Here is a 23,252-nt window from a genome sequence, read left to right as displayed (position 1 = left end):
CTACTTAAAAAAGTAATTATGAATTTTCAGTTAAGCACCTATTAAGACTTCAAAATTAAAATATTTTAAAACAAGTCAATCAACAAGTGCCCACACAGATTGTCTGATATATTGTTAAAGAGCAAAAAACAACGACGCACTTGGAAACTTAAAGACTTCACAACAGTGCGTCGTTGTGTGCGGTGCATTATAGGGATTTTCAAAACCCTTGCAAGTACTTTTTTGTAAAAATATTTAAAAAAATGATCTTTTGATTAAAGCGCAAGCGATTAGAGCAAAATATAGATCTTTTGAGCTATTTTTTTAATCGTTTTAAAATTCTCGGAAGATCAACGAGAGAATCTAACACATAATCAGCTATCCTCTCGCCTTCTTCTGTTACTGGTTTACCTGTACGAACTAATACATTCATTTTCACCTTTGCGCCAATTCCCGCTTTTAGATCTTCAACTTTATCTCCAACCATAATAGATTGAGTAGGATCGATCTTTAATTCTTTGATCGCTTGCAATAACATTCCAGATTTAGGCTTCCGGCAATCACAGTCTTCTTTATATTCACCTTTTCCCTCAGGATGATGTGGGCAATAGTAAATACCATCCAAATCCACATCTTGTTCAGCCAATGACCAATCCATCCATTCTGTTAACTGTAAAAACTGCTCCTCAGAAAAATAACCACGCGCAATTCCAGATTGATTGGTAACCAACACCAATATATATCCCATTTTCTTTAATTCTCGCAATGCATCAATCGCACCATCAATAAACTTAAAGTTATCAATTTCGTGTACATAACCGTAATCAATATTTAACGTGCCATCGCGATCTAAAAATATAGCCTTATTCATTCTCTTACCTTTTATACATGTCAAATTGACGAAAATTATCTATTTAATCCAAGCAATTAGCAAATATAACTCATAACCAATCTGTCTAAAAAAGATAATCTGACATATTGACATAGCAATCTAGACATCTAGAATACCGAAACAGATTTAAAAATAGCAAATAAAAAGGGCTTATATGATTAAGCTAAGCAATATAACGAAGATTTTTGAGCTGCCTAGCAAGAAATTGACTGCGCTTGATAATGTCTCATTAAACATCGAAAAAGGTCAAATTTGCGGAGTAATCGGCGCATCTGGCGCAGGAAAAAGTACGTTAATTCGCTGTGTGAACTTATTAGAAAAACCAACTAGCGGTTCCGTTATTGTGGACGGTGTAGAATTAACAGGACTTTCTGATCGCGAGTTAGTACGTACTCGTCGTCAAATTGGAATGATTTTTCAGCATTTCAATTTACTAAGTTCTCGCACCGTATTTGAAAACGTGGCATTACCCTTAGAATTGGAAGGTGAGCCAAAAGCAAAAATCCAAGAAAAAATTACCGCACTTTTAGAGCTTGTTGGTTTAAGCGAAAAACGTGATGCTTACCCAAGTAATCTTTCTGGCGGGCAAAAACAACGTGTAGCCATTGCACGCGCCTTAGCCAGCGATCCTAAAGTCTTATTATGTGATGAAGCAACTAGCGCATTAGATCCTGCAACGACACAATCTATTCTGAAATTATTAAAAGAAATTAACCGCACTTTAGGTATTACGATTTTGCTGATTACCCATGAAATGGAAGTTGTTAAACAGATTTGTGATCAAGTTGCTGTCATTGATCAAGGTCGCCTAGTTGAACAAGGTACTGTCGGTGAAATTTTTGCAAACCCTAAAACAGAATTAGCACAAGAGTTTATTCGTTCGACCTTCCACATCAGCCTACCTGATGAATATTTGGAAAATCTTACTGATACGCCGAAACATAGCAAAGCGTATCCAATTATCAAATTTGAATTTACCGGTCGCTCAGTCGATGCTCCGTTACTTTCTCAAGCATCAAAAAAATTTGGCGTGGAGCTCAGTATTTTAACCTCACAAATTGATTATGCTGGAGGTGTGAAATTTGGTTATACCATTGCTGAAGTAGAAGGCGATGAAGATGCTATTACTCAAACCAAAGTTTATTTAATGGAAAACAACGTGCGCGTGGAGGTGCTAGGTTATGTTCAATGATTTCTTGGCAACATTCAGCCAGCAATTAACACCTCAAATGTGGGGTGTTGTCGCAACCGCAACTTATGAAACTATTTATATCAGCTTTGCATCTACTTTACTTGCCGTAGTAGTCGGGGTGCCTGTTGGCGTATGGACTTTCTTAACTGGAAAAAATGAGATTTTACAAAATAACCGCACTCATTTTGTGTTAAACACGATCATTAATATTGGACGTTCCATTCCATTTATTATTTTGCTCTTAATATTATTACCTGTAACTCGTTTTATCGTGGGAACCGTATTAGGCACAACGGCAGCGATTATTCCATTAAGTATTTGTGCGATGCCATTCGTAGCTCGCTTAACTGCTAATGCATTAATGGAAATTCCAAATGGTTTAACCGAAGCCGCTCAAGCAATGGGCGCGACTAAATGGCAAATTGTACGTAAATTCTATTTGCCAGAAGCACTACCGACACTAATTAATGGCATCACGCTCACACTAGTCACTTTAGTTGGTTATTCTGCAATGGCGGGGACGCAAGGCGGCGGTGGTTTAGGTAGCCTCGCTATCAACTACGGCGTATATCGCAATATGCCTTATGTCACCTGGGTGGCCACCATTATTATTGTGCTATTCGTTATGATTAGCCAAAAACTCGGCGATACACTGGCTAAAAAAGTGGATCATCGTTAATTAAACACAACTCTTAACTTAAACAGGAAGGAAATCCTATGAAATTAAAACAACTTTTTGCAATCACTGCAATCGCATCAGCTCTCGTTTTAACAGGCTGTAAAGAAGATAAAAAACCTGAAGCTGCAGCTGAACCACTTAAAATCAAAGTCGGCGTGATGTCTGGCCCTGAGCACCAAGTTGCAGAAATTGCCGCAAAAGTCGCTAAAGAAAAATATGGTTTAGACGTTCAATTCGTTGAATTCAATGACTACGCATTACCAAATGAAGCGGTATCTAAAGGTGATTTAGATGCAAACGCAATGCAACATAAACCTTATTTAGATGAAGATGCAAAAGCGAAAAATTTAAATAACTTAGTCATCGTGGGTAATACTTTCGTCTATCCATTAGCGGGTTATTCTAAAAAAATCAAAAATGTGAATGAATTACAAGAAGGTGCTAAAGTTGTTGTTCCTAACGATCCAACAAACCGTGGCCGTGCATTAATTCTTCTTGAAAAACAAGGTTTAATCAAATTAAAAGATGCAAATAACCTTCTTTCAACTGTATTAGATATTGTTGAAAATCCGAAAAAATTAAACATCACTGAAGTAGATACTTCCGTTGCGGCACGCGCATTAGACGATGTTGATTTAGCTGTAGTAAACAATACTTATGCGGGTCAAGTAGGCTTAAATGCTCAAGATAACGGTGTATTTGTAGAAGATAAAGATTCTCCATATGTGAACATTATCGTTTCTCGTACCGATAACAAAGACAGCAAAGCTGTTCAAGACTTCGTAAAATCTTACCAAACAGAAGAAGTTTACCAAGAAGCTAAAAAACACTTTAAAGATGGTGTTGTAAAAGGTTGGTAATTTCTACCGCACTTTAACGCATTACTAAATCCCTTGCTCTGCAAGGGATTTTCTTATCTAAGCTTGGGATATTTTTATGTCTTTTTTTACTTATTTCTATTTAGAAAACCGTATGTATTTTCAAGATTATTTTAAATACATCGCAATTTTTACTTCACTTGGTGCGCTTCTGTTAGTAACAAGTTTATATCTTCGCCATCGTTTAGAAACCAAATACCGAGATCTCAGTATTATTTTTCTGCTCTTAATTATTCTCTTACTTGGTATTCAATATAATCAATATGAACAAAATCAAGTATATGCAAATGATACTTCTCGCATTGTTACATTTTTGAACTCAGTAAAAACATCACAAAATTTACAATTTGAGGATCTACGAGTAAATAACCAGAAAATTACAAATGGTATGATCTTAAATATTAAGGATAAATACTATCAGGTAAATTTTAATAATGATTTTACTGCTTATACACTCTCTGAAATCAATTTAGTCAACCCGAATATCAATATTATTGATAAGGAAAATAAATAATGGAAAGTTATTCATTTCTTGCTATAAAACTTACAATGGGCATTATTGGTCTTGTTTTACAGATTAATTTAATGGGTAAGGGAAACCTTGCTCCAACATCAGCCATGGATCAAGTACAAAATTATGTACTGGGCGGCATTATTGGCGCTGTCATTTATAATGACAATATTGGCATACTACAATTTTCCCTTGTTCTCATTTTATGGACATTATTAATTTTTACACTACGTTTTATCAAAAATCATAACCGATTTGTGAAAAATATTATCGATGGGAGCCCAGTTTGGGTAATTTTAGATGGCAAAGTACAAACTAGTGAATGTATGAAAAATGGTATCTCAGCCCATGATTTAATGTTTAAACTCCGTGCAGCAGGCATATATGAAATCTCTACCGTAAAACGAGCTGTACTTGAACAAAATGGGCAACTATCAATCATTCAATACGGAGATGAAGATTTACGCTATCCATTAATTATTGATGGGCAAATTGATTACGATATTCTTGATATCATTAATCGAGATGAAAATTGGGTTCATGCTGAATTAGATACTAATAAACTCACTGTAAATCAGGTATATATTGGTGAATATTTGAATGGTCAATTAATTACACACCTTTATGACCCAAACTAATCTACTAATGAAAGTCACGACCAATAATTTAAGTTATTGGTCTTTTTTTTAAAATTTCTGTCTCAATATTTGACTTTTTTTCAGGCTAGCCCTACCAATGCTATAAAATTTCGTTACAATGAAAGCTCAGACAAAAATAATAAAAGACCCGGAAACAAACACAATGACAGGTGCACAACTCATCATGGAGTGCCTGAAAGCACACCACGTCACGACTCTTTTTGGCTATCCAGGTGGCGCAATCATGCCAACCTACGATGCCCTTTATGATGCAGGCTTAGATCACTTACTTTGTCGTAATGAACAAGGAGCTGCCATCGCGGCGATCGGTTATGCTCGCTCCACAGGAAAAGTGGGCGTCTGTATTGCAACATCAGGCCCAGGCGCCACCAATTTAGTCACTGGATTAGGCGATGCCATGATGGACTCCATTCCAGTTGTAGCCATTACCGGTCAAGTTTCCTCTCCATTAATCGGCACGGATGCGTTCCAAGAAGCTGATGTTCTAGGACTATCCCTTGCTTGCACTAAACACAGTTTTATCGTGCAAAGTACGGATGAATTAGCCGATGTTTTTGCGGAAGCCTTTGAAATTGCCCAAAGCGGACGCCCCGGCCCAGTTCTTATTGATGTGCCTCGCGATATTCAAATTGGTGAAGTGCCTGAGAATGTAAAAGCCTATGTTAAAACACCAGAAAAACCAACCGCACTTTCAGTAGATAAACTCGCTGAAGCAAAAGAATTATTAAAAAATGCTAAAAAACCGGTGCTTTATGTGGGTGGCGGTGTTGGTATGGCGAAAGCTGTTCCTGCCTTACGCGAATTTTTAGCTCAAACCCAAATGCCATCAGTCTCCACTTTAAAAGGTTTAGGTGCAATTCATCCAAACAATGATGTGTATATGGGAATGATTGGTATGCATGGTACAAAAGCTGCTAATTTTGCCGTGCAAGAAAGCGATTTATTACTCGTATGCGGTGCTCGTTTTGACGATCGTGTAACAGGTAAACTCGATACTTTTGCGCCTCATGCCAAAGTGATTCATTGTGATATTGATGCGGCAGAAATCCATAAATTACGCCGTGCAGATGTTGCATTACAAGGGGATTTAATCCAAGCACTTAATGCACTCAAACAAGATCTTGATATTGAACCTTGGCGTGAACAAATCAGAAATTTCAAAACAAAATTAGATTTCACTTATATTGAAAATCAAGGTAACCGCCCGATTGATCCTTGGGCATTACTCAACACCCTATCTAATCACAAACCAAATAATGCGGTAATTTGTACCGATGTAGGTCAGCATCAAATGTGGTCAGCGCAACATATGAAGCATTTTGCACCAGAGAACTACATTACTTCGGCAGGTTTCGGCACAATGGGCTTTGGCTTACCCGCCGCTGTTGGGGCAAAAAAAGCACGCCCGCAAGATGAAGTCATTTTGGTTACGGGTGATGGCTCACTCATGATGAATATCCAAGAATTGGGCTCAATCAAACGTGGCAATTTACCAGTAAAAATTTTGCTATTAGATAACCAACGCTTAGGTATGGTTCGTCAATGGCAAGATTTATTCTGGAATAAACGGCGCAGTGAAACCATTTTAGATGACAACCCAGATTTTGTGATGCTTGCTAATGCGTTCGGTATTCCTGCAGAACGTATTAAGTCAGCTGATGATGTGGATGCAGCACTCAACCGATTATTAAACAGCAAAACAGCCTATTTATTACAAGTATGTATTCCACCTGATGAATGTGTATGGCCACTTGTGCCACCGGGTGCATGTAACGCGGATATGGTAGAGGAGATGAACTAATGAATGAATATAAAATTGAACTCGTCGCTCGCCATCGTCCTGAAGTACTAGAACGCATTTTGCGTGTAGCACGCCATCGCGGGTTTACCGTTACAACAATGGAAATGACATTGATTGAAACCCAAGTGCGGTTAAAAATCACCGTAAAATCTGACCGCACTTTAGATCTATTAGTGAATCAGTTGGCGAAATTGCCAGATGTAAACGAAATAAAATAAGAATTAAGTGCAAGGCATTGCACACTACTCTAACAAAATTTTACTCGGAGAGATTATTTATGCCAAAACTACGTTCAGCGACTAGTACACAAGGTCGTAATATGGCAGGCGCTCGTGCCTTATGGCGTGCGACAGGAATGAAAGAAAATGACTTTGGTAAACCGATTATTGCGGTGGTGAACTCTTTCACCCAATTTGTGCCAGGGCATGTGCATTTAAAAGATATGGGACAGCTTGTTGCCGCAGAAATTGAAAAAGCGGGCGGTGTAGCAAAAGAATTTAACACCATTGCGGTGGATGATGGTATCGCGATGGGACACGGTGGAATGCTTTATTCTTTGCCAAGCCGTGATTTAATTGCAGACAGCGTGGAATATATGGTCAATGCACACTGTGCTGATGCGATGGTGTGTATTTCCAACTGTGACAAAATCACCCCAGGAATGTTAATGGCGGCAATGCGTTTAAATATTCCGACAATTTTTGTCTCAGGCGGCCCAATGGAAGCGGGTAAAACAAAACTTTCTGATCAATTAATCCGCTTAGATTTGGTTGATGCGATGATTGAGGCAGCCGATCCAAATGTGTCAGATGAACGCATTGATGCCATTGAACGCAGTGCGTGCCCAACTTGTGGTTCTTGCTCAGGAATGTTTACCGCAAACTCTATGAACTGCTTAACTGAAGCGTTAGGTTTATCTTTACCAGGCAATGGTTCTATGTTGGCGACCCATGCTGACCGAAAAGAATTATTCTTAAAAGCTGGTCGTCAAATTGTCGAGCTTTGCAAACGTTATTACGAACAAGATGATGCAAGCGTATTGCCTCGTTCAATCGGTACTTTTGATGCCTTTGAGAATGCAATGAGCCTCGATATCGCAATGGGTGGTTCAAGCAATACAGTTTTACACTTGTTAGCGGCAGCACAAGAAGCTGGCGTAGATTTTAAAATGGCAGATATTGACCGTTTATCGCGCAAAGTACCTTGTTTAAGCAAAATTGCACCAAACACCAATAAATACCACATGGAAGACGTACACCGCGCAGGCGGTATTATGGGATTGTTGGGGGAATTAGATCGCGCTGGATTAATTCATAAAAATACGCACACCGTGCTTGGAATGAGCATGGGAGAACAACTAGACCAATACGATATTATTCGCAATCAAGATGAAGAATTACATAAATTCTTCCGTGCAGGCCCTGCAGGCATCCGCACAACTCAAGCATTCTCACAAGATTGCCGCTGGGATACCGTCGATAATGATCGTGTAAATGGTTGTATTCGCAATAAAGAAAATGCGATTTCACAAGAAGGTGGCTTAGCCGTATTATTCGGTAATCTCGCTGAAGACGGATGTATCGTTAAAACCGCGGGTGTAGATGAATCTATTTGGAAATTCACCGGCCGTGCAATCGTATTTGAAAGCCAAGAAGATGCGGTTGCAGGTATTTTAGGTGGCAAAGTCAAAGAAGGTCATGTCGTTGTTATCCGTTACGAAGGCCCTAAAGGCGGACCTGGTATGCAAGAAATGTTATACCCAACCAGTTACTTAAAATCGATGGGCTTGGGCAAAAAATGTGCTTTATTAACGGATGGTCGTTTCTCTGGTGGTACATCAGGCTTGTCTATTGGACATGCTTCACCAGAAGCCGCTTCTGGCGGTGCAATCGGCTTAGTACGTGATGGCGATATTATCAACATTGATATTCCAAATCGTGCAATTAACTTAGAAATCAGTAATGAAGAACTCGCAGCACGCAGAACTGAACAAGATCAAAAAGGTTGGCAACCAGCTAACCGTGAGCGTGAAGTATCTTTCGCATTGAAAGTATTCGGTCACTTCGCCACCTCTGCGGACAAAGGTGCGGTACGCGATAAAACATTATTAAAATAATTTAACGGTTCCCCCCTCCTTCATAAGAGGGGGATAAAACAAAGGAAAAACTAACCGCACTTCATCATTAAAACAAACACTATGAAAAACCTACTCACCAATCCTCAACCTTCTCAATCAGATTATATCAATGCTATTGTTAAACTTGGTTCACGCGTATATGAAGCTGCGCAAGTGACCCCTTTACAAAAAATGGGAAAACTTTCTGAACGACTGCACAATAATATCTGGATTAAACGCGAAGACCGTCAGCCAGTAAATAGTTTTAAACTACGCGGTGCTTACGCAATGATTTCTAGCCTTTCAGCAGAACAAAAAGAAGCAGGAGTGATAGCGGCATCTGCGGGTAACCATGCACAAGGCGTGGCATTATCAGCGAAACAATTAGGCTTAAAAGCATTGATCGTCATGCCACAAAATACCCCAAGCATTAAAGTGGATGCAGTGCGTGGATTTGGTGGCGAGGTGTTGTTGCACGGTGCTAATTTCGATGAAGCCAAAGCAAAAGCGATTGAGCTTTCAAAAGAAAAAAATATGACATTTATTCCTCCATTCGATCATCCATTAGTGATCGCAGGACAAGGCACGTTAGCGATGGAAATGCTACAACAAGTGGCAGATTTGGATTATGTGTTTGTACAAGTCGGAGGCGGTGGTTTAGCTGCAGGCGTGGCAATTTTGCTTAAGCAATTTATGCCAGAAATTAAAATCATCGGTGTAGAATCAAAGGATTCTGCATGTTTAAAAGCCGCTCTCGATAAAGGCGAACCCACAGATTTAACCCATGTTGGATTATTTGCGGATGGTGTTGCCGTAAAACGCATTGGTGACGAAACATTCCGTCTATGTCAGCAATATCTTGACGATATGGTATTGGTCGATAGTGACGAAGCGTGCGCAGCAATGAAAGATTTATTTGAGAACGTTCGTGCTGTTGCGGAGCCATCAGGTGCATTAGGTTTAGCCGGTTTGAAAAAATATGTGAAACAAAACCATATTGAAGGCCAAAATATGGCGGCAATTTTGTCTGGCGCGAACTTGAATTTCCATACATTACGTTATGTATCTGAACGTTGTGAAATTGGTGAAAACCGAGAGGCTTTATTAGCTGTGACCATGCCTGAGCAACCCGGTAGTTTCTTAAAATTTGCTTATGTATTAGGTAACCGAGCTGTAACCGAATTCAGTTACCGTTATGCAGATGATAAACGTGCTTGCGTGTTTGTTGGGGTAAGAACGACAAATGAGCAAGAAAAAGCAGACATTATTGCAGACCTCACAAAAAATGGTTTTGATGTTGAGGATATGTCTGATGATGATATTGCGAAAACGCACGTTCGCTATTTAATGGGGGGACGAGCAGCCAATGATAACGAACGCTTATATACGTTCGAATTCCCTGAGCAAAAAGGTGCGTTATTAAAATTCTTGGAAACATTACAAAATCGTTGGAATATTTCATTATTCCACTATCGTGCCCACGGCGCGGACTATGGAAATATCCTTGCTGGTTTCCAAATTGAAAAACGCGAACAAGCAGAATTTGAACAGGCACTTGCTCAACTCAATTATGTTTTTGAAGATGTAACAGAAAGCAAATCTTATCGTTATTTCTTACGTTAATCTTATAAAAAAGGCGTGATATTTTTCACGCCTTTGTATTATTCAAACTCTAATTCCACCGCACTTTCGCCAAGTAAATTCACTAATTCTGTCAGAATTTCATCTGTTGGAATGATCGACCATTGCACGCCCAAACGTAACAACGCACGACCTCTCGGACTTTGGTAATACACGTTAATCGGCAAAGTTCCACCACTCACCGGCTCAAGTAATGCTTTAAGTTGTTTAATGAAACTTGGTGTAATTTGATGCTCAGAAAGACTAATAGCTAAGGATTTGACATAACGAGAACGAGCCTCATCTAAGGTCATTAACTCTCGCACCGTCATTTTTAAGCCACCTGAGAAATCATCAACACTGACCTGTCCAGAAGCAATCACTACAGTATCTTTTTGTAACTTTTCACCAAATTGCTCTAAACTTTCACCAAATAAAGTTAAATCTAAACGACCAGAACGATCATCTAATGTTGCAATACCGAGTCGATTACCTTTTTTAGTCATTGCTATACGAGATGAAACTAACAATCCTGCGGCAGTACTTATTTGCCCACGACGATTTGGTGTCAAATCTTTTAAACGTATTGATGTGTAATGAGATAATTCTTTTAAATATCGGCTTACAGGATGACTACTTAAATAAAGCCCTAGTGTTTCACGCTCACCATCAAGAATTTGTTTTTCTGAGTAAGGAGGGGTATTAGCATAGGCATTCTCGACTTCTTCGTGGGTTTCAGTCAGTACCCCAAACATATCCGTTTGTCCCATAGCTTCATCTTTAGCATGTTGATCAGATGCTTTAAGGGCATCTTCTAAATTCTTAGAAAGTGCGGCGCGATGTGGACCTAATTTATCAAAGGCACCGGACATAATTAGGCTTTCAAAAGTCCGGCGGTTAATTTTCTTCAAATCTACTCGAGCACATAAATCAAATAAGTCTTTGAAAATTCCCCCTTCATTTCTAGCGGTCACAAGTGCCTCAATCGGGCCTTCCCCCACACCTTTAATTGCGCCAATACCATATACAATTTCACCTTGGTCATTAACACTAAAATGATGCTTACCCACGTTAATATCTGGTGGAGCAACCTTTAATCCCATACGTAAACATTCATCATATAAACCCACAATTTTATCCGTGTTATCCATTTCAGATGTCATCACCGCAGCCATAAACTCTGCAGGGAAATGGGTTTTGAGCCAAAGCGTTTGGTAAGACACCAAGGCATAAGCAGCGGAGTGAGATTTATTAAAACCATAGCCAGCAAATTTTTCCACCAAGTCGAAAATCTTCATGGAAAGCTCACCATCAACACCGTTTTTTACCGCCCCCTCTTTAAACACAGAACGCTGCTTTGCCATTTCCTCTGGCTTCTTTTTCCCCATCGCTCGACGCAATAAGTCTGCTCCACCCAACGTATAACCAGCCAACACTTGCGCAATCTGCATCACTTGCTCTTGATACAAAATAATACCGTAAGTTGGCTCAAGAATAGGCTTCAAGCTTTCATGTTGATATTCTGCATCAGGGTAGGATACTTCTTCTCGTCCATGTTTACGATCAATAAAATTATCCACCATTCCTGACTGCAAAGGACCAGGACGGAACAATGCTACCAACGCGATAATATCTTCAAAACAGTCAGGTTGAAGGCGTTTGATCAAATCTTTCATACCACGAGATTCTAGCTGGAATACAGCTGTAGTTTCAGAACGTTTAAGCAGTTCAAAAGATTCATGATCATCTAGAGGGATCGCTGCAATATCAACAAGTGGCTTACCTTCTCGAGCCATGCGAGCATTAATCATATCTAATGCCCACTTAATGATAGTCAGAGTACGTAATCCTAAGAAATCAAACTTCACAAGCCCTGCATATTCCACATCGCTTTTATCAAAATGGGTAACAGGGTGAAGCCCTTCATTATCGCAATAAAGCGGCGCAAAATCCGTAATTAAAGTTGGAGAAATTACTACGCCTCCCGCATGTTTACCCGCATTACGGGTTACACCTTCCAACTTACGCGCCATATCTATTAAGGCTTGCACCTCTTCATCACTGTCATACGCCACTTGCAATTGTGGCTCAACTTCAAACGCTTTTGCGAGCGTCATTCCTGGATCTGGAGGAATCAATTTCGAAATACGATCAACGAAACCATAAGGATGTCCCAATACGCGCCCTACATCGCGAATCACCGCTTTTGCCGCCATGGTACCAAAGGTGATAATTTGTGATACTGCACCGCGTCCGTAAGTTTCAGCAACATGCTCAATAACACGATCTCGACCATCCATACAAAAATCCACGTCAAAGTCAGGCATAGATACCCGTTCTGGATTTAAAAAACGCTCAAACAGCAAATCAAACTCAAGCGGATCTAAATCGGTAATTTTCAATGCATAGGCAACTAAAGAACCAGCCCCCGAACCTCGTCCTGGTCCCACTGGAATATCATTATCTTTTGACCACTGAATAAATTCCATCACAATCAAGAAATAACCAGGGAATCCCATTTGGTTGATAACACCTAATTCCACTTCTAAACGTTCATCATATTCTGCCCGTCTTTCGGCCCTAATTTTCTCATCCGGAAATAGAAATACTAAACGCTCCTCTAGTCCTTCTCTGGCTTTTTTTATTAAGAAATCCTCCGTGCTCAATTCACCCGTTGGAAATTTTGGTAAAAAATATTGACCAAGACGAAGCGTTACACTACAACGCTGAGCAATTAAAAGCGTATTTTCTAAAGCTGAGGGAATATCTGCAAATAACTCACACATTTCCTCTTCTGAACGGAAATATTGTTCGGAGGTATAACGTTTTGGGCGTTTAGGATCATCTAAAGTATAACCATCTCTAATCGCCACACGAATTTCGTGGGCTTCAAAATCATCTTGCTTGAGGAATACCACATCATTTGTAGCAACTAACGGTAAATGGTAACGTTCAGCTAATTTTAGTGCTGCGTGGATATAACTTTCTTCATCCGCTCTTCCTGTGCGGCTAAGAGCAAGATAAAAATGCTCGGGAAAAAATTCTTGATAAAATGCGACCGTACTTTCAATCTCATCAGCATTATCTTTTAATAATTTCTTTCCCACATCTCCCTGTATACCACCAGATAAGATAATCACCCCTTCTCGATAATCAATAAGCCAATCTTGATCAATATAAGGTAAGTCGTTATAACCTCGCTGGTAAGCTTTTGATAACAATAAAGTAATATTTTTATAGCCTTCATTATTTTTAGCCAACAAAGTCAGATCAAAGTATTCATCGCCACATAATGTACTTTTGACTTTTACATCTGCCCCGATAATTGGCTTCATCCCTAAAGAAAGCATCTCGCCATAAAAGCGCACCACACCGCAAAAATTTGTAAAATCCGTTAGTGCCATTGCAACCATTTCATTAGCAGCACAGGCTTTTACTAGCGGTTTCACTTTGACGATACTGTCAATCATCGAAAAATCTGTGTGCGTGCGAAGATGGACGAAACGAGGCTGGGATGACATTGAAAATCCTTAAAGTGCGGTTAAATTTTGCCGTAAATATTGAGGCGGTATTATAGCGAATTTTTCAAACAAATGCCTATGCAACAAACGGCTTTCCTAATTAGCTCGGATAACCGATTGCGTGAACAAAAAATGTTAAGTAGATCAAAATTTTGATAATTATCCGTTCCCATTTTGGGTGATTTCGGCTAGTCTAGCAGCGATTTATTTATTTCAAGAGAATAAGGATGATCCTATGACAACTCTTTTTCATGTAGCGCAAAATTGGTTAAACCAAGATCCTGACGCAGAAACTCATGCAGAATTAACCGCACTTTTAGATGCGGCAAAAGGCGGAGATAAAGCAGCAGAAGCAGAATTACATGCGCGTTTTGATGGTCGTTTACAATTTGGTACGGCAGGTTTACGTGGCCGTTTACAAGCTGGCTCAATGGGGATGAACCGAGTGTTAGTTTCTCAAGCTGCTGGCGGTTTAGCGGAATATTTAAAAGATTACGATAAAGAACCATCTATCGTAATTGGTTACGACGGCCGTAAAAACTCTGATGTTTTTGCCCGTGACACGGCTGAAATTATGGCGGGTGCAGGCGTAAAAGCTTATTTATTACCACGTAAATTACCTACGCCAGTATTGGCTTATGCTATCCAATATTTTGATACCACTGCAGGTGTAATGGTGACAGCAAGCCATAATCCACCGGAAGATAACGGTTATAAAGTGTATTTAGGTAAAGCAAATGGCGGCGGTCAAATCGTTTCACCAGCAGATAAAGACATCGCAGCATTAATTGATAAAGTTTCGGCAGGCAATATCCAAGATTTACCACGTAGTGATAATTATGTGGTGTTAAATGATGAAGTGGTAGATGCGTACATTGCAAAAACTGCATCATTAGCTAAAGAGCCAGCTTGCGACATTAACTATGTTTATACCGCTATGCACGGTGTTGGCTATGAAGTTTTAAGTAAGACGCTGGCAAAAGCAGGCTTACCACAACCACACGTAGTCGCAGATCAAGTTTGGCCAGATGGCACATTCCCAACCGTGAACTTTCCAAATCCAGAAGAAAAAGGCGCATTAGATTTAGCAATTAAAGTGGCAAAAGAAAAGAATGCTGAATTTATCATTGCTAATGACCCAGATGCAGACCGTTTAGCGGTTGCTGTGCCTGATGCACAAGGCAACTGGAAATCACTACACGGCAACGTGGTAGGCTGTTTCTTAGGTTGGTACTTAGCAAAACAATATCAAGGCAAACAAGGCACATTGGCTTGCTCACTTGTTTCTTCTCCTGCGCTCGCTGAAATTGCGAAAAAATACGGTTTCCAATCAGAAGAAACCTTAACTGGTTTCAAATATATCGGTAAAGTATCTGGCTTATTGTTTGGTTTTGAAGAAGCATTGGGTTATTTAGTTGACCCAGACAAGGTACGCGATAAAGACGGTATTTCTGCAGCAATCGTGTTCTTAGATCTTGTGCGTAACTTGAAAAAACAAGGCAAAACTTTAGCGGATTATGCTGATGAATTTACCAAAGAATTTGGTGCTTATGTGAGTGGACAAATCTCTATTCGAGTAAGTGATCTTTCAGAAATCGGAAAATTAATGACCGCACTTCGTAACAATCCACTAGCAGAAATCGCTGGAGTGAAAGTGGCACAATTTATCGACCATACTAAAACAGATCGTCAAAGCGATATCCTTGTATTCAACTTGGAAAATGGCGGACGCTTAATTGCTCGTCCTTCAGGTACTGAACCAAAAATTAAATTCTACTTGGATGCGCGCGGTAAAGATCCAAAAGATGCAGATCGCGTATTAGCAGAATTTGATGAAGGTGTTCGTCACATTCTTCGCCAAGATGCTTATGGCAAACAAGCCTGCTAATTAATCGTTTCTAAAAATAAAACGCACTTTGTAGAAAGTGCGTTTTTTTATATCTGAAACCCAATAAATATCAGCAGATAAAATTAGAATTACAAGGATGACTAATAGATTAATAAAAATTAGAATTTGAGATAGTTTGACTAATGGAATGGTTACATCATTACACCCCATATAAGCATTCCATTAGCCAACAACAACTAACAATATCGCACCTAACAACAAGGTTGGTGGACAAAGAAGCGGACTGAAGCCCTCCATTTGCCCCACATCCAGCTATGGATGTTGTCCTATCATCAATGGCCACTTCATAATAAAGGTGAGCGACTCACTCGTTATCATTTCACTGATTAGGATATCGTTCGGGAATGTCAGACAACAGTCCGCCAAACCCAATAGGCAAGATGCACAGCTCTATGCCAAATGGCACAAACGTCCATTCTTGTGCCTAAATCTTGATTTATAGCTTGCGTCATTGACAACAAACTTACTGTGCAGATATATGGTATGACTTTTCACTTTTAGAAACTGTGATCTAGATCACAAAATTTGAAATACGATAAAATTCTTTTAGGCACGCTATCGCACTTACGATATATCACTATCAATATACTAACAATGCAACGGCCTCACAGGCGATGCCTTCACTTCGCCCTGTAAAACCTAATTTTTCCGTGGTCGTGGCCTTTACATTGACTTGCTCAATATCACATTGTAAATCCTCAGCAATTTTTACACGCATTGCATCAATATATGGGCGCATTTTGGGTGACTGAGCAATAATAGTTACATCAACATTCCCAATTTTATATCCCTTTTCTTGAACCTGACGAAAAGCTTCACGTAATAAACCACGACTATCTGCATTTTTATATTGCATATCTGTATCAGGGAAAAGTTTGCCAATATCGCCTAGTGCTGCCGCGCCTAAAATTGCATCAGTCAAGGCATGTAAAGCCACATCACCATCCGAATGTGCTATAAAACCAGTGTGATATGGTACTTCTACACCACCGATAATTAATGGGCGATTCTCTCCAAAAGCATGAACATCAAACCCATGTCCAATTCTCATCATAATTTATTCCTTGTTAAATAAAATTCAGCTAATGCCAAATCCTCGGGACGCGTGACTTTCAAATTATCACTACGACCAGCTACCAAGTGCGGTCGAAAACCCGCATGCTCCATTGCAGAAGCCTCATCCGTAATTTGAAGCCCTTGCTGTAGGGCTGTAGAAAGTGCTTTTTTCAAGCATTCCACTTGAAAAAATTGTGGTGTTTGAGCCTGCCAAAGCTGACTACGATCTTCAGTCACAACTATACGTTGTTGATTATCTGAACGCTTAATTGTGTCTGTTACGGGAATTGCTAAAATTGCCCCCTGTTCATCATCAATGGTTAATAATTTATCAATATCAGTATGCTGTAAACAAGGACGAGCCGCATCATGTACTAGTACCCAAGCATTTTTATCACAAATTGCATTCAAACCATTTAGCACTGATTCAGCCCTCGTTTCACCACCTTCTACCAATTGAATTTTAGGTGAAAGTGATAAATTGGCTATATAAGGATCATCTTTACTCACGACTAATATAATCTTCGAAATCGCTGTATGAGTTAGCATGATATCAAGCGTATGTTCTAACAACGTTTTACCTAACAACGCTAGGTATTGTTTTGGTTTATCCGCTTGCATACGCGAGCCTACTCCAGCTGCAGGTAATACAACAACAATTGGACGATCCATTATTTATTCTCTTTCACAATGTGATAAAACACTTCATTTTCTTTTACCATACCATGCTGCATCCTTGCTCGTTCTTCAATCGATTCAAACCCCTTTGTTAATCCTTGAATTTCCGCATTAATGCGTTGATTACGCTGGGAAAGTTTTTCATTTTCAGCATGATTTTCTACAATTTTTACCGCAGTTTCACGATAATCCCAAAATCCATTGCGTCCAAACCATAAATCATATTGAAACAGTGCCAATATGGCGAAAAGAATAAGAATCAAAAGTCGCATAATCTTTATGTTATACAAGAAAAATGCTGATAGTTTACCGTGAAAAAAGAGGAAAGGCGATAGCATAAAAAAATGCTGTACATATTCGTCACAAAATGAAAAGAAAAATGTGATCCATGTCACAAACTAAAGAGATATTCAGAGAAGATGAAGTAAAAAACCAAAAGACTTGATATACTCCCCACAGTATTTAACTGCCTTAATATGGAGAGTAATTTAACATGAAAACAACCTTAAAAATGACCGCACTTGCTGCAATTTCTGCTTTTGTTCTCGCTGGATGTAGTACTCATTCAATGGATTCAAAGGAACATGCTAATGCACAATTGCAACAACAAGCAGTTCTTGGATTAAACTGGATGCAAGATTCGGGTGAATACCAAGCATTAACTTATCAAGCATACAATGCAGCAAAAGTTGCCTTTGATCACGCAAAAGTTACTAAAGGAAAGAAAAAAGCGGTTGTTGTTGATTTAGATGAAACCATGTTAGATAACAGCCTTTATGCTGGTTGGCAAGTAAAAAACAATAAACCATTTGATGGAAAAGATTGGACGCGTTGGGTTGAAGCTCGCCAATCCCGAGCTATCCCTGGCGCAGTAGAATTTAATAATTATGTAAATTCACATAACGGTAAAATGTTTTACGTGACTAACCGTAAAGATAGCACAGAAAAAACCGGTACCATTGACGATATGAAACGTCTTGGCTTTAAAGGCTTAGATGATTCATCCTTTTACTTTAAAAAAGATAAATCTGCTAAAGCTGCGCGTTTTGCCGAGATTGAAAAACAAGGCTATGAGATTGTTCTTTACGCTGGCGATAACCTAGACGATTTCGGAGATACAGTCTACGGAAAAAGTAACAATGAACGTCGTTCATTTGTACAACAAAATCAGGCTAAATTTGGTAAAACCTTTATTGTATTACCAAATGCAAATTACGGTGGCTGGGAAGGTGGATTAGCTGACGGTTACTTTAAAAAAGATACCCAAGGCAAAATTAAAGCACGTCTAGATGCCGTACAAGCATGGGATGGTAAATAGTCTGTTATCATTAATAGTAGTTGATAAAAAATCTCCATTAAATGTTATTTAATGGAGATTTTATTTAACTTCTTGTTCTTGCAAATGCTGCCGCTTCTTCTATTAATTCATTACTTGGACGCTGATGCGTGTAAAGTTCAAATTGTTCAACCGCTTGTAAAACAATAACCTCAGCACCTGAAATAACCTTTTTCCCTTTAGATTCTGCATAACGGATAAAGGGGGTTTCAGCCGGAATAGCAACAACATCAAAAGCGATATTTGCAGCATTAATCATAGATTGTGGAAAAGCCAACTCAGTTTCTTCTTTTCCACCTTTCATGCCTATCGGGGTGACATTTACCAAAATTTCTGCACACTGATTTACCAACGAATCAATATATTCATAACCATAAAGTGCGGCTAAATATCGCCCTGTTTTTGCATTGCGAGCATAAATTTTAAGCTTCTCAAAGCCCCTATTTTTAAATGCAGCAACAACGGCCTTCGCCATCCCGCCACTGCCTTGTACAATCACGGAAGCATAATTATTCAGTTGATATTTCTCAATTAATTTTACAATAGCAATATAATCTGTGTTATAAGCACGTAAGAAACCATCATCATTCACAATAGTATTTACTGATTCTATCGCTTTTGCTGAAGAATGGATTTCATCTAAAAAAGGCATACAACTTTCTTTAAACGGCATAGAAACAGCACAACCACGAACACCTAATGCTCGTATACCTTTCACTGCATGTTCAATATCTTGTGTCGTAAAGGCTTTATAAATGAAATTTAACCCTAACTTTTCATATAAATAATTATGAAATGTGGTTCCAAAATTACCTGGTCGTCCTGACAACGACATACAGAGTTGAGTATCTTTATTTATCATTTTACTTTTCTAAATATTTAAATTCATACCATCATCAAGTCCAATAAAATATTGGTTCATATCAAATGCAGGTTTTGCAGCTTTATCTTGCCCAACAATTCTCGCCGGTACCCCAGCAGCTGTCGCGTATTCTGGTACAGGATGAAGCACGACTGAATTAGCCCCAATTTTGGCATATTTTCCAACTTCGATATTACCTAAAATTTTAGCACCAGCACCAATCATCACGCCCTCGCGTACTTTTGGATGACGATCACCAGATTCTTTACCTGTTCCGCCAAGTGTTACACCTTGCAAAATAGACACATCATTCTCAATTATAGAGGTCTCCCCTACGACAATTCCTGTGGCATGATCAAACATGATGCCATGACCAATTTTAGCTGCAGGATGAATATCTACATCAAAGGCTACTGAAATCTGATTTTGCAAATAAAGCGCAAGCGCTTTTCGATTCTGATTCCACAAATAATGTGTAATCCGATAACTCTGAATAGCATGGAAACCTTTTAAATAAAGTAATGGCGTAGTCCACAATTCCACCGCTGGATCGCGCTGACGCACAGCTTTAATATCACTTGCTGCACAATCAATAATTGAAGGATTAGCTTGATAGGCTTCTTCAATGATTTCTCGTAAAGAGATCGCTGGCATAATAGGATTCGCTAATTTATTAGCAAGTAAATAACTCAATGCACTACCAAGATTTTGATGTTTCAAAATAGTAGAGTGAAAGAAACTTGCTAACATAGGCTCATGCTCTGCGAGCATTTTGGCCTCTTGACGGATGTACTGCCATACCTCTAATGTCATATTATATCCCCTTTCTCCGCCCATTTTATTGGCAAGCCTGGCCATATCTTAATTTATCCAACAAAATTATAACGCAATATCAACTAAACATTAGCTAAACGAAATTGAAAAGGCACTATCACCCTTCCTTTTTCACTATTTTGTAATTGATAAAATTGCGGATAATTAAAATTACGCAAAATGATATTATAAGGATTATTATCTCCCTCATGCTTAGCATTTTGGTAAAGTTGATTAATCTCACGCACTTTATCATCCTTTTCACCATCACATCGGCGATAAATTTCAAGACGATTAGCTTCATCTAAAATATAAACATTAAAACTGTGATCTGGATTATCTTCAAAGAAAAACTGTAAGAAACCTTCTCGAGCAAACGCATCCATTTCTGCTGGATAACAACGGCTTTCTTGGGTCATTTCACTATCCTTAATAGGATTTTGTAAAACTTCATCAAAATCTACCGCACTTTTTATATCATCAAGCGCAGAATCATTCTGGATTTCTTGTAAAGTGATACCACGCTCTTCAAAGAAGAATTGCCAATTTTTACCGGCAACACGTAAACGAGAGGAATGACTTAATGACGTCTCTCCAACCTGAATACTCACACAACGATTAACTAACCCGCTAACAAGCTGGCATAAATCTTGTCTATAACGTTTGCTATAACAATATACTTGAATCGAATCAGGTCGATTCACTCCACGATAAATTTTGTTAGAAAGCACTTTTAGAGCAAGCAAAATCGCATTTTGACCTTCAAAATGAAGGGTACGAATTTCATTCCAAATATTACGATAAGTAAAATCAATACTTCCTACAAGGCTTTGCTCCATTGCACCAAAACTAAATAAATCTCTTGATGAAATATCTGTTAATACTTCTTCTACATTCGCTGTTGGATCTAACGTCAGATTAATAGCAATAAACAAACTACGAATTTCACACTGATTTAATAAATCACTATTACTTGGTTGAGGTGCGACAGTACTTGGAAATGCCACTCGAAGATTACTTACAAAACGATATAATGTTGCTGAACTCACTTTTTTACTGAAAATAGATAAGTGCGTCTTCTCAGTTAAAAGACGATTAAAATATGCCCATGCGACGAGTTTATTTAAGCTCTCACCATATTCAATCACTCGCTCTTTAGAAAACATAATATGATTTGGCGACTGATTAATAAGATACCAGCCATCTTTAAAATGCTTATTTCCTCGTACTTCTAAGAAGGTAATATGATCTTCCGACAAATTATGGGAAATTTGCGTGTTGAGTAAAGTGACCTTACCCGGAATTGCTTCAAAGGCCGTATAAAGTTTACGTGAAAGAATATTAATATCTTGTGGTACAACACTTGAGTGAATTCGATGTTTTCGAGCAAACTCAACTAAGTTACGGTAACTCAACATCAAAAACTTCACCACATTATCATGATTTTCTTTGACTGCTTTGATTTTCCAAAGTGGGCGACAATTAAGGAATTGTACAGTTTCATCAGACCATCCCCATTCCCGAGCCAAAATTTCCATATAACGGATACGCCAATTATCTGCTTGGTAAAGTGCAAGATCCTTCGTTGCTTTCACATAAAAACAACGACGTACAAAATCAAGGCGCTTAAATTCAGAAAGTGCGGTTAAATATTGAGTAACTTTTGAAAGGATAGCAATATAAGGATCAAAATGGTGATCTGGATTAGCACAACCTGAAAGTAAATCGCGTTTAAAGGTGCGTGCAATTAAACAGGTATTAGGATATTCTTTAGAATAAGCTTCTAGCAGTAAAATTTTGAGTACTGATTTATAAGGAGAATCAATTCCTTTATAAAGCTGCCATAAGCTAGCCCCAAAATATTCACTCGCCGAGAATTGACCTAAACCGCCAAAATCAACCCAATCATTTGGATCGAGTTCCCCAGATTCAATCAGTCGTTCAACTTCCTTTTCATAATCCTTTTCGTTTTCAACCCATAAATGTAGCCATAACAAAGGTTTACCCGCTAAACGAACTGCTGACCGATAAAATTCATCCAACAGCAACATATACTGTGCGGATCCACTATTTTCGGCGGTGAGTGAATCAGCATAATGTTCATGGCGAAAGCGTTGCTGATCTACTAAATAGAAATTAATTTCTACATTAAACTGAGTCGCCCATTCAGAAATACGTTTAGCTTTTTTGGTAATAAGTGCACATTCATCTGAACTAAGGCCATCACGGACACAAATCCAAGTATCTAAATCAGAAGATGAAGTTTGGCTAATAGAACCAAAACTCCCCATCACATACACACCTAAAATAGGAGGCAAAACAGATTGAAAATTTACCGCACTTTGATGATTTATATATTTACAATCGGCATAATTAATACCGTATTCATTAACAAGCCATCGCTTTTGATAATCAGAAATATGGAAACCGGAAACCCCTGATGGAGCATGAATGACATAGCCAGGAAGCTGTGGGTGATTACTCTGTAAAAGTAAAGGAACTATTGATAACACATGTTGAAACGCATCGCCAGAACCCAGTAACGCTCGTTCAAAACGACGTTTATCTAAAGCCTTTACCCATTGTTTGGCTCGTTCAAGATTATATTCCAAGCGGCGTCCTTACCAGAACAGCAAAAATTACTAAGTAATTTACCACTTGAGGTGTAGGAAAGCAAAAGAATTAAACGAAATAGCGCGGTACTATTCTATCATTCGATTTATTACACCTTAATCTAGAATATAGATGAT

Annotated in this window: 19 protein-coding genes; 11 read left to right on the top strand and 8 right to left on the bottom strand. The window is 38.8% G+C overall.

Annotation, left to right across the window (positions count from 1 at the left end; translation table 11 throughout):
* Window positions 1–295: 295 nt before the first annotated feature.
* Complete coding sequence (gmhB, locus tag KP712_RS08775) at window positions 296–850, bottom strand: D-glycero-beta-D-manno-heptose 1,7-bisphosphate 7-phosphatase (protein ID WP_048953075.1); 555 nt, start codon at window positions 848–850, stop codon at window positions 296–298.
* Between the two features lie 175 nt (window positions 851–1,025).
* On the opposite strand from gmhB, the gene metN reads away from it, so the two are divergent.
* The 9 genes from metN to ilvA all read left to right on the top strand — a co-directional run bounded on the left by metN (window position 1,026) and on the right by ilvA (window position 10,330).
* Window positions 1,026–2,063 carry a methionine ABC transporter ATP-binding protein MetN gene (gene metN, locus KP712_RS08770; protein WP_048953076.1) on the top strand — a complete coding sequence of 346 codons (1,038 nt, stop codon included), beginning with the start codon at window positions 1,026–1,028 and terminating at the stop codon, window positions 2,061–2,063.
* Window positions 2,053–2,742 (top strand): methionine ABC transporter permease, encoded by a 690-nt coding sequence (locus KP712_RS08765; RefSeq protein WP_005629721.1) that lies wholly within the window; start codon window positions 2,053–2,055, stop codon window positions 2,740–2,742. The genes metN and KP712_RS08765 overlap by 11 nt, the downstream gene beginning before the upstream one ends.
* Window positions 2,743–2,780: 38 nt before the next feature.
* Window positions 2,781–3,602 carry a MetQ/NlpA family lipoprotein gene (locus KP712_RS08760; RefSeq protein WP_048953077.1) on the top strand — a complete coding sequence of 274 codons (822 nt, stop codon included), beginning with the start codon at window positions 2,781–2,783 and terminating at the stop codon, window positions 3,600–3,602.
* Window positions 3,603–3,678: 76 nt separating this feature from the next.
* The gene (locus tag KP712_RS08755; protein ID WP_048953078.1) at window positions 3,679–4,134 is read left to right on the top strand and encodes a DUF3290 family protein; all 456 of its coding nucleotides are present in this window, start codon (window positions 3,679–3,681) and stop codon (window positions 4,132–4,134) included.
* Window positions 4,134–4,769, top strand: coding sequence for a DUF421 domain-containing protein (locus KP712_RS08750; protein WP_048953079.1), 636 nt, complete (start codon window positions 4,134–4,136; stop codon window positions 4,767–4,769). Before KP712_RS08755 ends, KP712_RS08750 begins: the two co-directional genes overlap by 1 nt.
* A gap of 163 nt (window positions 4,770–4,932) precedes the next feature.
* Window positions 4,933–6,591, top strand: a complete 1,659-nt coding sequence (ilvG, locus tag KP712_RS08745; protein ID WP_048953080.1) for an acetolactate synthase 2 catalytic subunit — start codon at window positions 4,933–4,935, stop codon at window positions 6,589–6,591.
* Complete coding sequence (gene ilvM / locus KP712_RS08740; protein WP_048953081.1) at window positions 6,591–6,809, top strand: acetolactate synthase 2 small subunit; 219 nt, start codon at window positions 6,591–6,593, stop codon at window positions 6,807–6,809. The genes ilvG and ilvM overlap by 1 nt, the downstream gene beginning before the upstream one ends.
* Before the next feature lie 59 nt (window positions 6,810–6,868).
* Entirely contained in the window at window positions 6,869–8,707 is a 1,839-nt protein-coding gene (gene ilvD / locus KP712_RS08735) for a dihydroxy-acid dehydratase (protein ID WP_048953082.1), read from the top strand.
* Between the two features lie 81 nt (window positions 8,708–8,788).
* On the top strand, window positions 8,789–10,330 hold the full coding sequence (gene ilvA / locus KP712_RS08730) for a threonine ammonia-lyase, biosynthetic (protein ID WP_048953083.1): 1,542 nt from the start codon (window positions 8,789–8,791) through the stop codon (window positions 10,328–10,330).
* Window positions 10,331–10,368: 38 nt separating this feature from the next.
* Here ilvA and dnaE read toward each other — a convergent pair whose 3' ends face one another.
* Window positions 10,369–13,848, bottom strand: coding sequence for a DNA polymerase III subunit alpha (gene dnaE / locus KP712_RS08725; protein WP_048953084.1), 3,480 nt, complete (start codon window positions 13,846–13,848; stop codon window positions 10,369–10,371).
* 235 nt (window positions 13,849–14,083) lie between these two features.
* On the opposite strand from dnaE, the gene KP712_RS08720 reads away from it, so the two are divergent.
* Complete coding sequence (locus tag KP712_RS08720) at window positions 14,084–15,736, top strand: phospho-sugar mutase (protein ID WP_048953085.1); 1,653 nt, start codon at window positions 14,084–14,086, stop codon at window positions 15,734–15,736.
* Between the two features lie 601 nt (window positions 15,737–16,337).
* Here the strand turns inward: KP712_RS08720 and ispF are convergent.
* Genes ispF through ftsB form a run of 3 tightly spaced genes read right to left on the bottom strand, consistent with a single transcriptional unit; the run spans window position 16,338 to window position 17,763 of the window.
* Window positions 16,338–16,811: a 2-C-methyl-D-erythritol 2,4-cyclodiphosphate synthase gene (gene ispF / locus KP712_RS08715; protein ID WP_048953086.1), complete on the bottom strand. Its 474-nt coding sequence runs from the start codon at window positions 16,809–16,811 to the stop codon at window positions 16,338–16,340.
* On the bottom strand, window positions 16,808–17,485 hold the full coding sequence (ispD, locus tag KP712_RS08710) for a 2-C-methyl-D-erythritol 4-phosphate cytidylyltransferase (RefSeq protein ID WP_048953087.1): 678 nt from the start codon (window positions 17,483–17,485) through the stop codon (window positions 16,808–16,810). Before ispD ends, ispF begins: the two co-directional genes overlap by 4 nt.
* Window positions 17,485–17,763 carry a cell division protein FtsB gene (gene ftsB / locus KP712_RS08705; RefSeq protein WP_048953088.1) on the bottom strand — a complete coding sequence of 93 codons (279 nt, stop codon included), beginning with the start codon at window positions 17,761–17,763 and terminating at the stop codon, window positions 17,485–17,487. Before ftsB ends, ispD begins: the two co-directional genes overlap by 1 nt.
* Window positions 17,764–17,984: 221 nt before the next feature.
* Between ftsB and KP712_RS08700 the strand changes: the two genes are divergently transcribed.
* Window positions 17,985–18,809, top strand: coding sequence for a 5'-nucleotidase, lipoprotein e(P4) family (locus KP712_RS08700; protein WP_048953089.1), 825 nt, complete (start codon window positions 17,985–17,987; stop codon window positions 18,807–18,809).
* Between the two features lie 64 nt (window positions 18,810–18,873).
* Here KP712_RS08700 and KP712_RS08695 read toward each other — a convergent pair whose 3' ends face one another.
* The 3 genes from KP712_RS08695 to KP712_RS08685 form a co-directional block, all read right to left on the bottom strand.
* Entirely contained in the window at window positions 18,874–19,689 is an 816-nt protein-coding gene (locus tag KP712_RS08695; protein ID WP_048953090.1) for a shikimate 5-dehydrogenase, read from the bottom strand.
* A 9-nt stretch (window positions 19,690–19,698) separates the two neighbouring features.
* A complete protein-coding gene (gene cysE / locus KP712_RS08690) occupies window positions 19,699–20,502 on the bottom strand; it encodes a serine O-acetyltransferase (protein ID WP_048953091.1) in 804 nt (267 codons plus the stop codon).
* A gap of 83 nt (window positions 20,503–20,585) precedes the next feature.
* A complete protein-coding gene (locus KP712_RS08685; RefSeq protein WP_048953092.1) occupies window positions 20,586–23,114 on the bottom strand; it encodes a class I adenylate cyclase in 2,529 nt (842 codons plus the stop codon).
* Window positions 23,115–23,252: the final 138 nt, after the last annotated feature.

This window comes from Haemophilus sp. SZY H68 (genome assembly GCF_018829685.1).
Taxonomy (GTDB): domain Bacteria; phylum Pseudomonadota; class Gammaproteobacteria; order Enterobacterales; family Pasteurellaceae; genus Haemophilus; species Haemophilus haemolyticus_K.
This window is presented reverse-complemented; position numbering and strand designations above follow the sequence as displayed.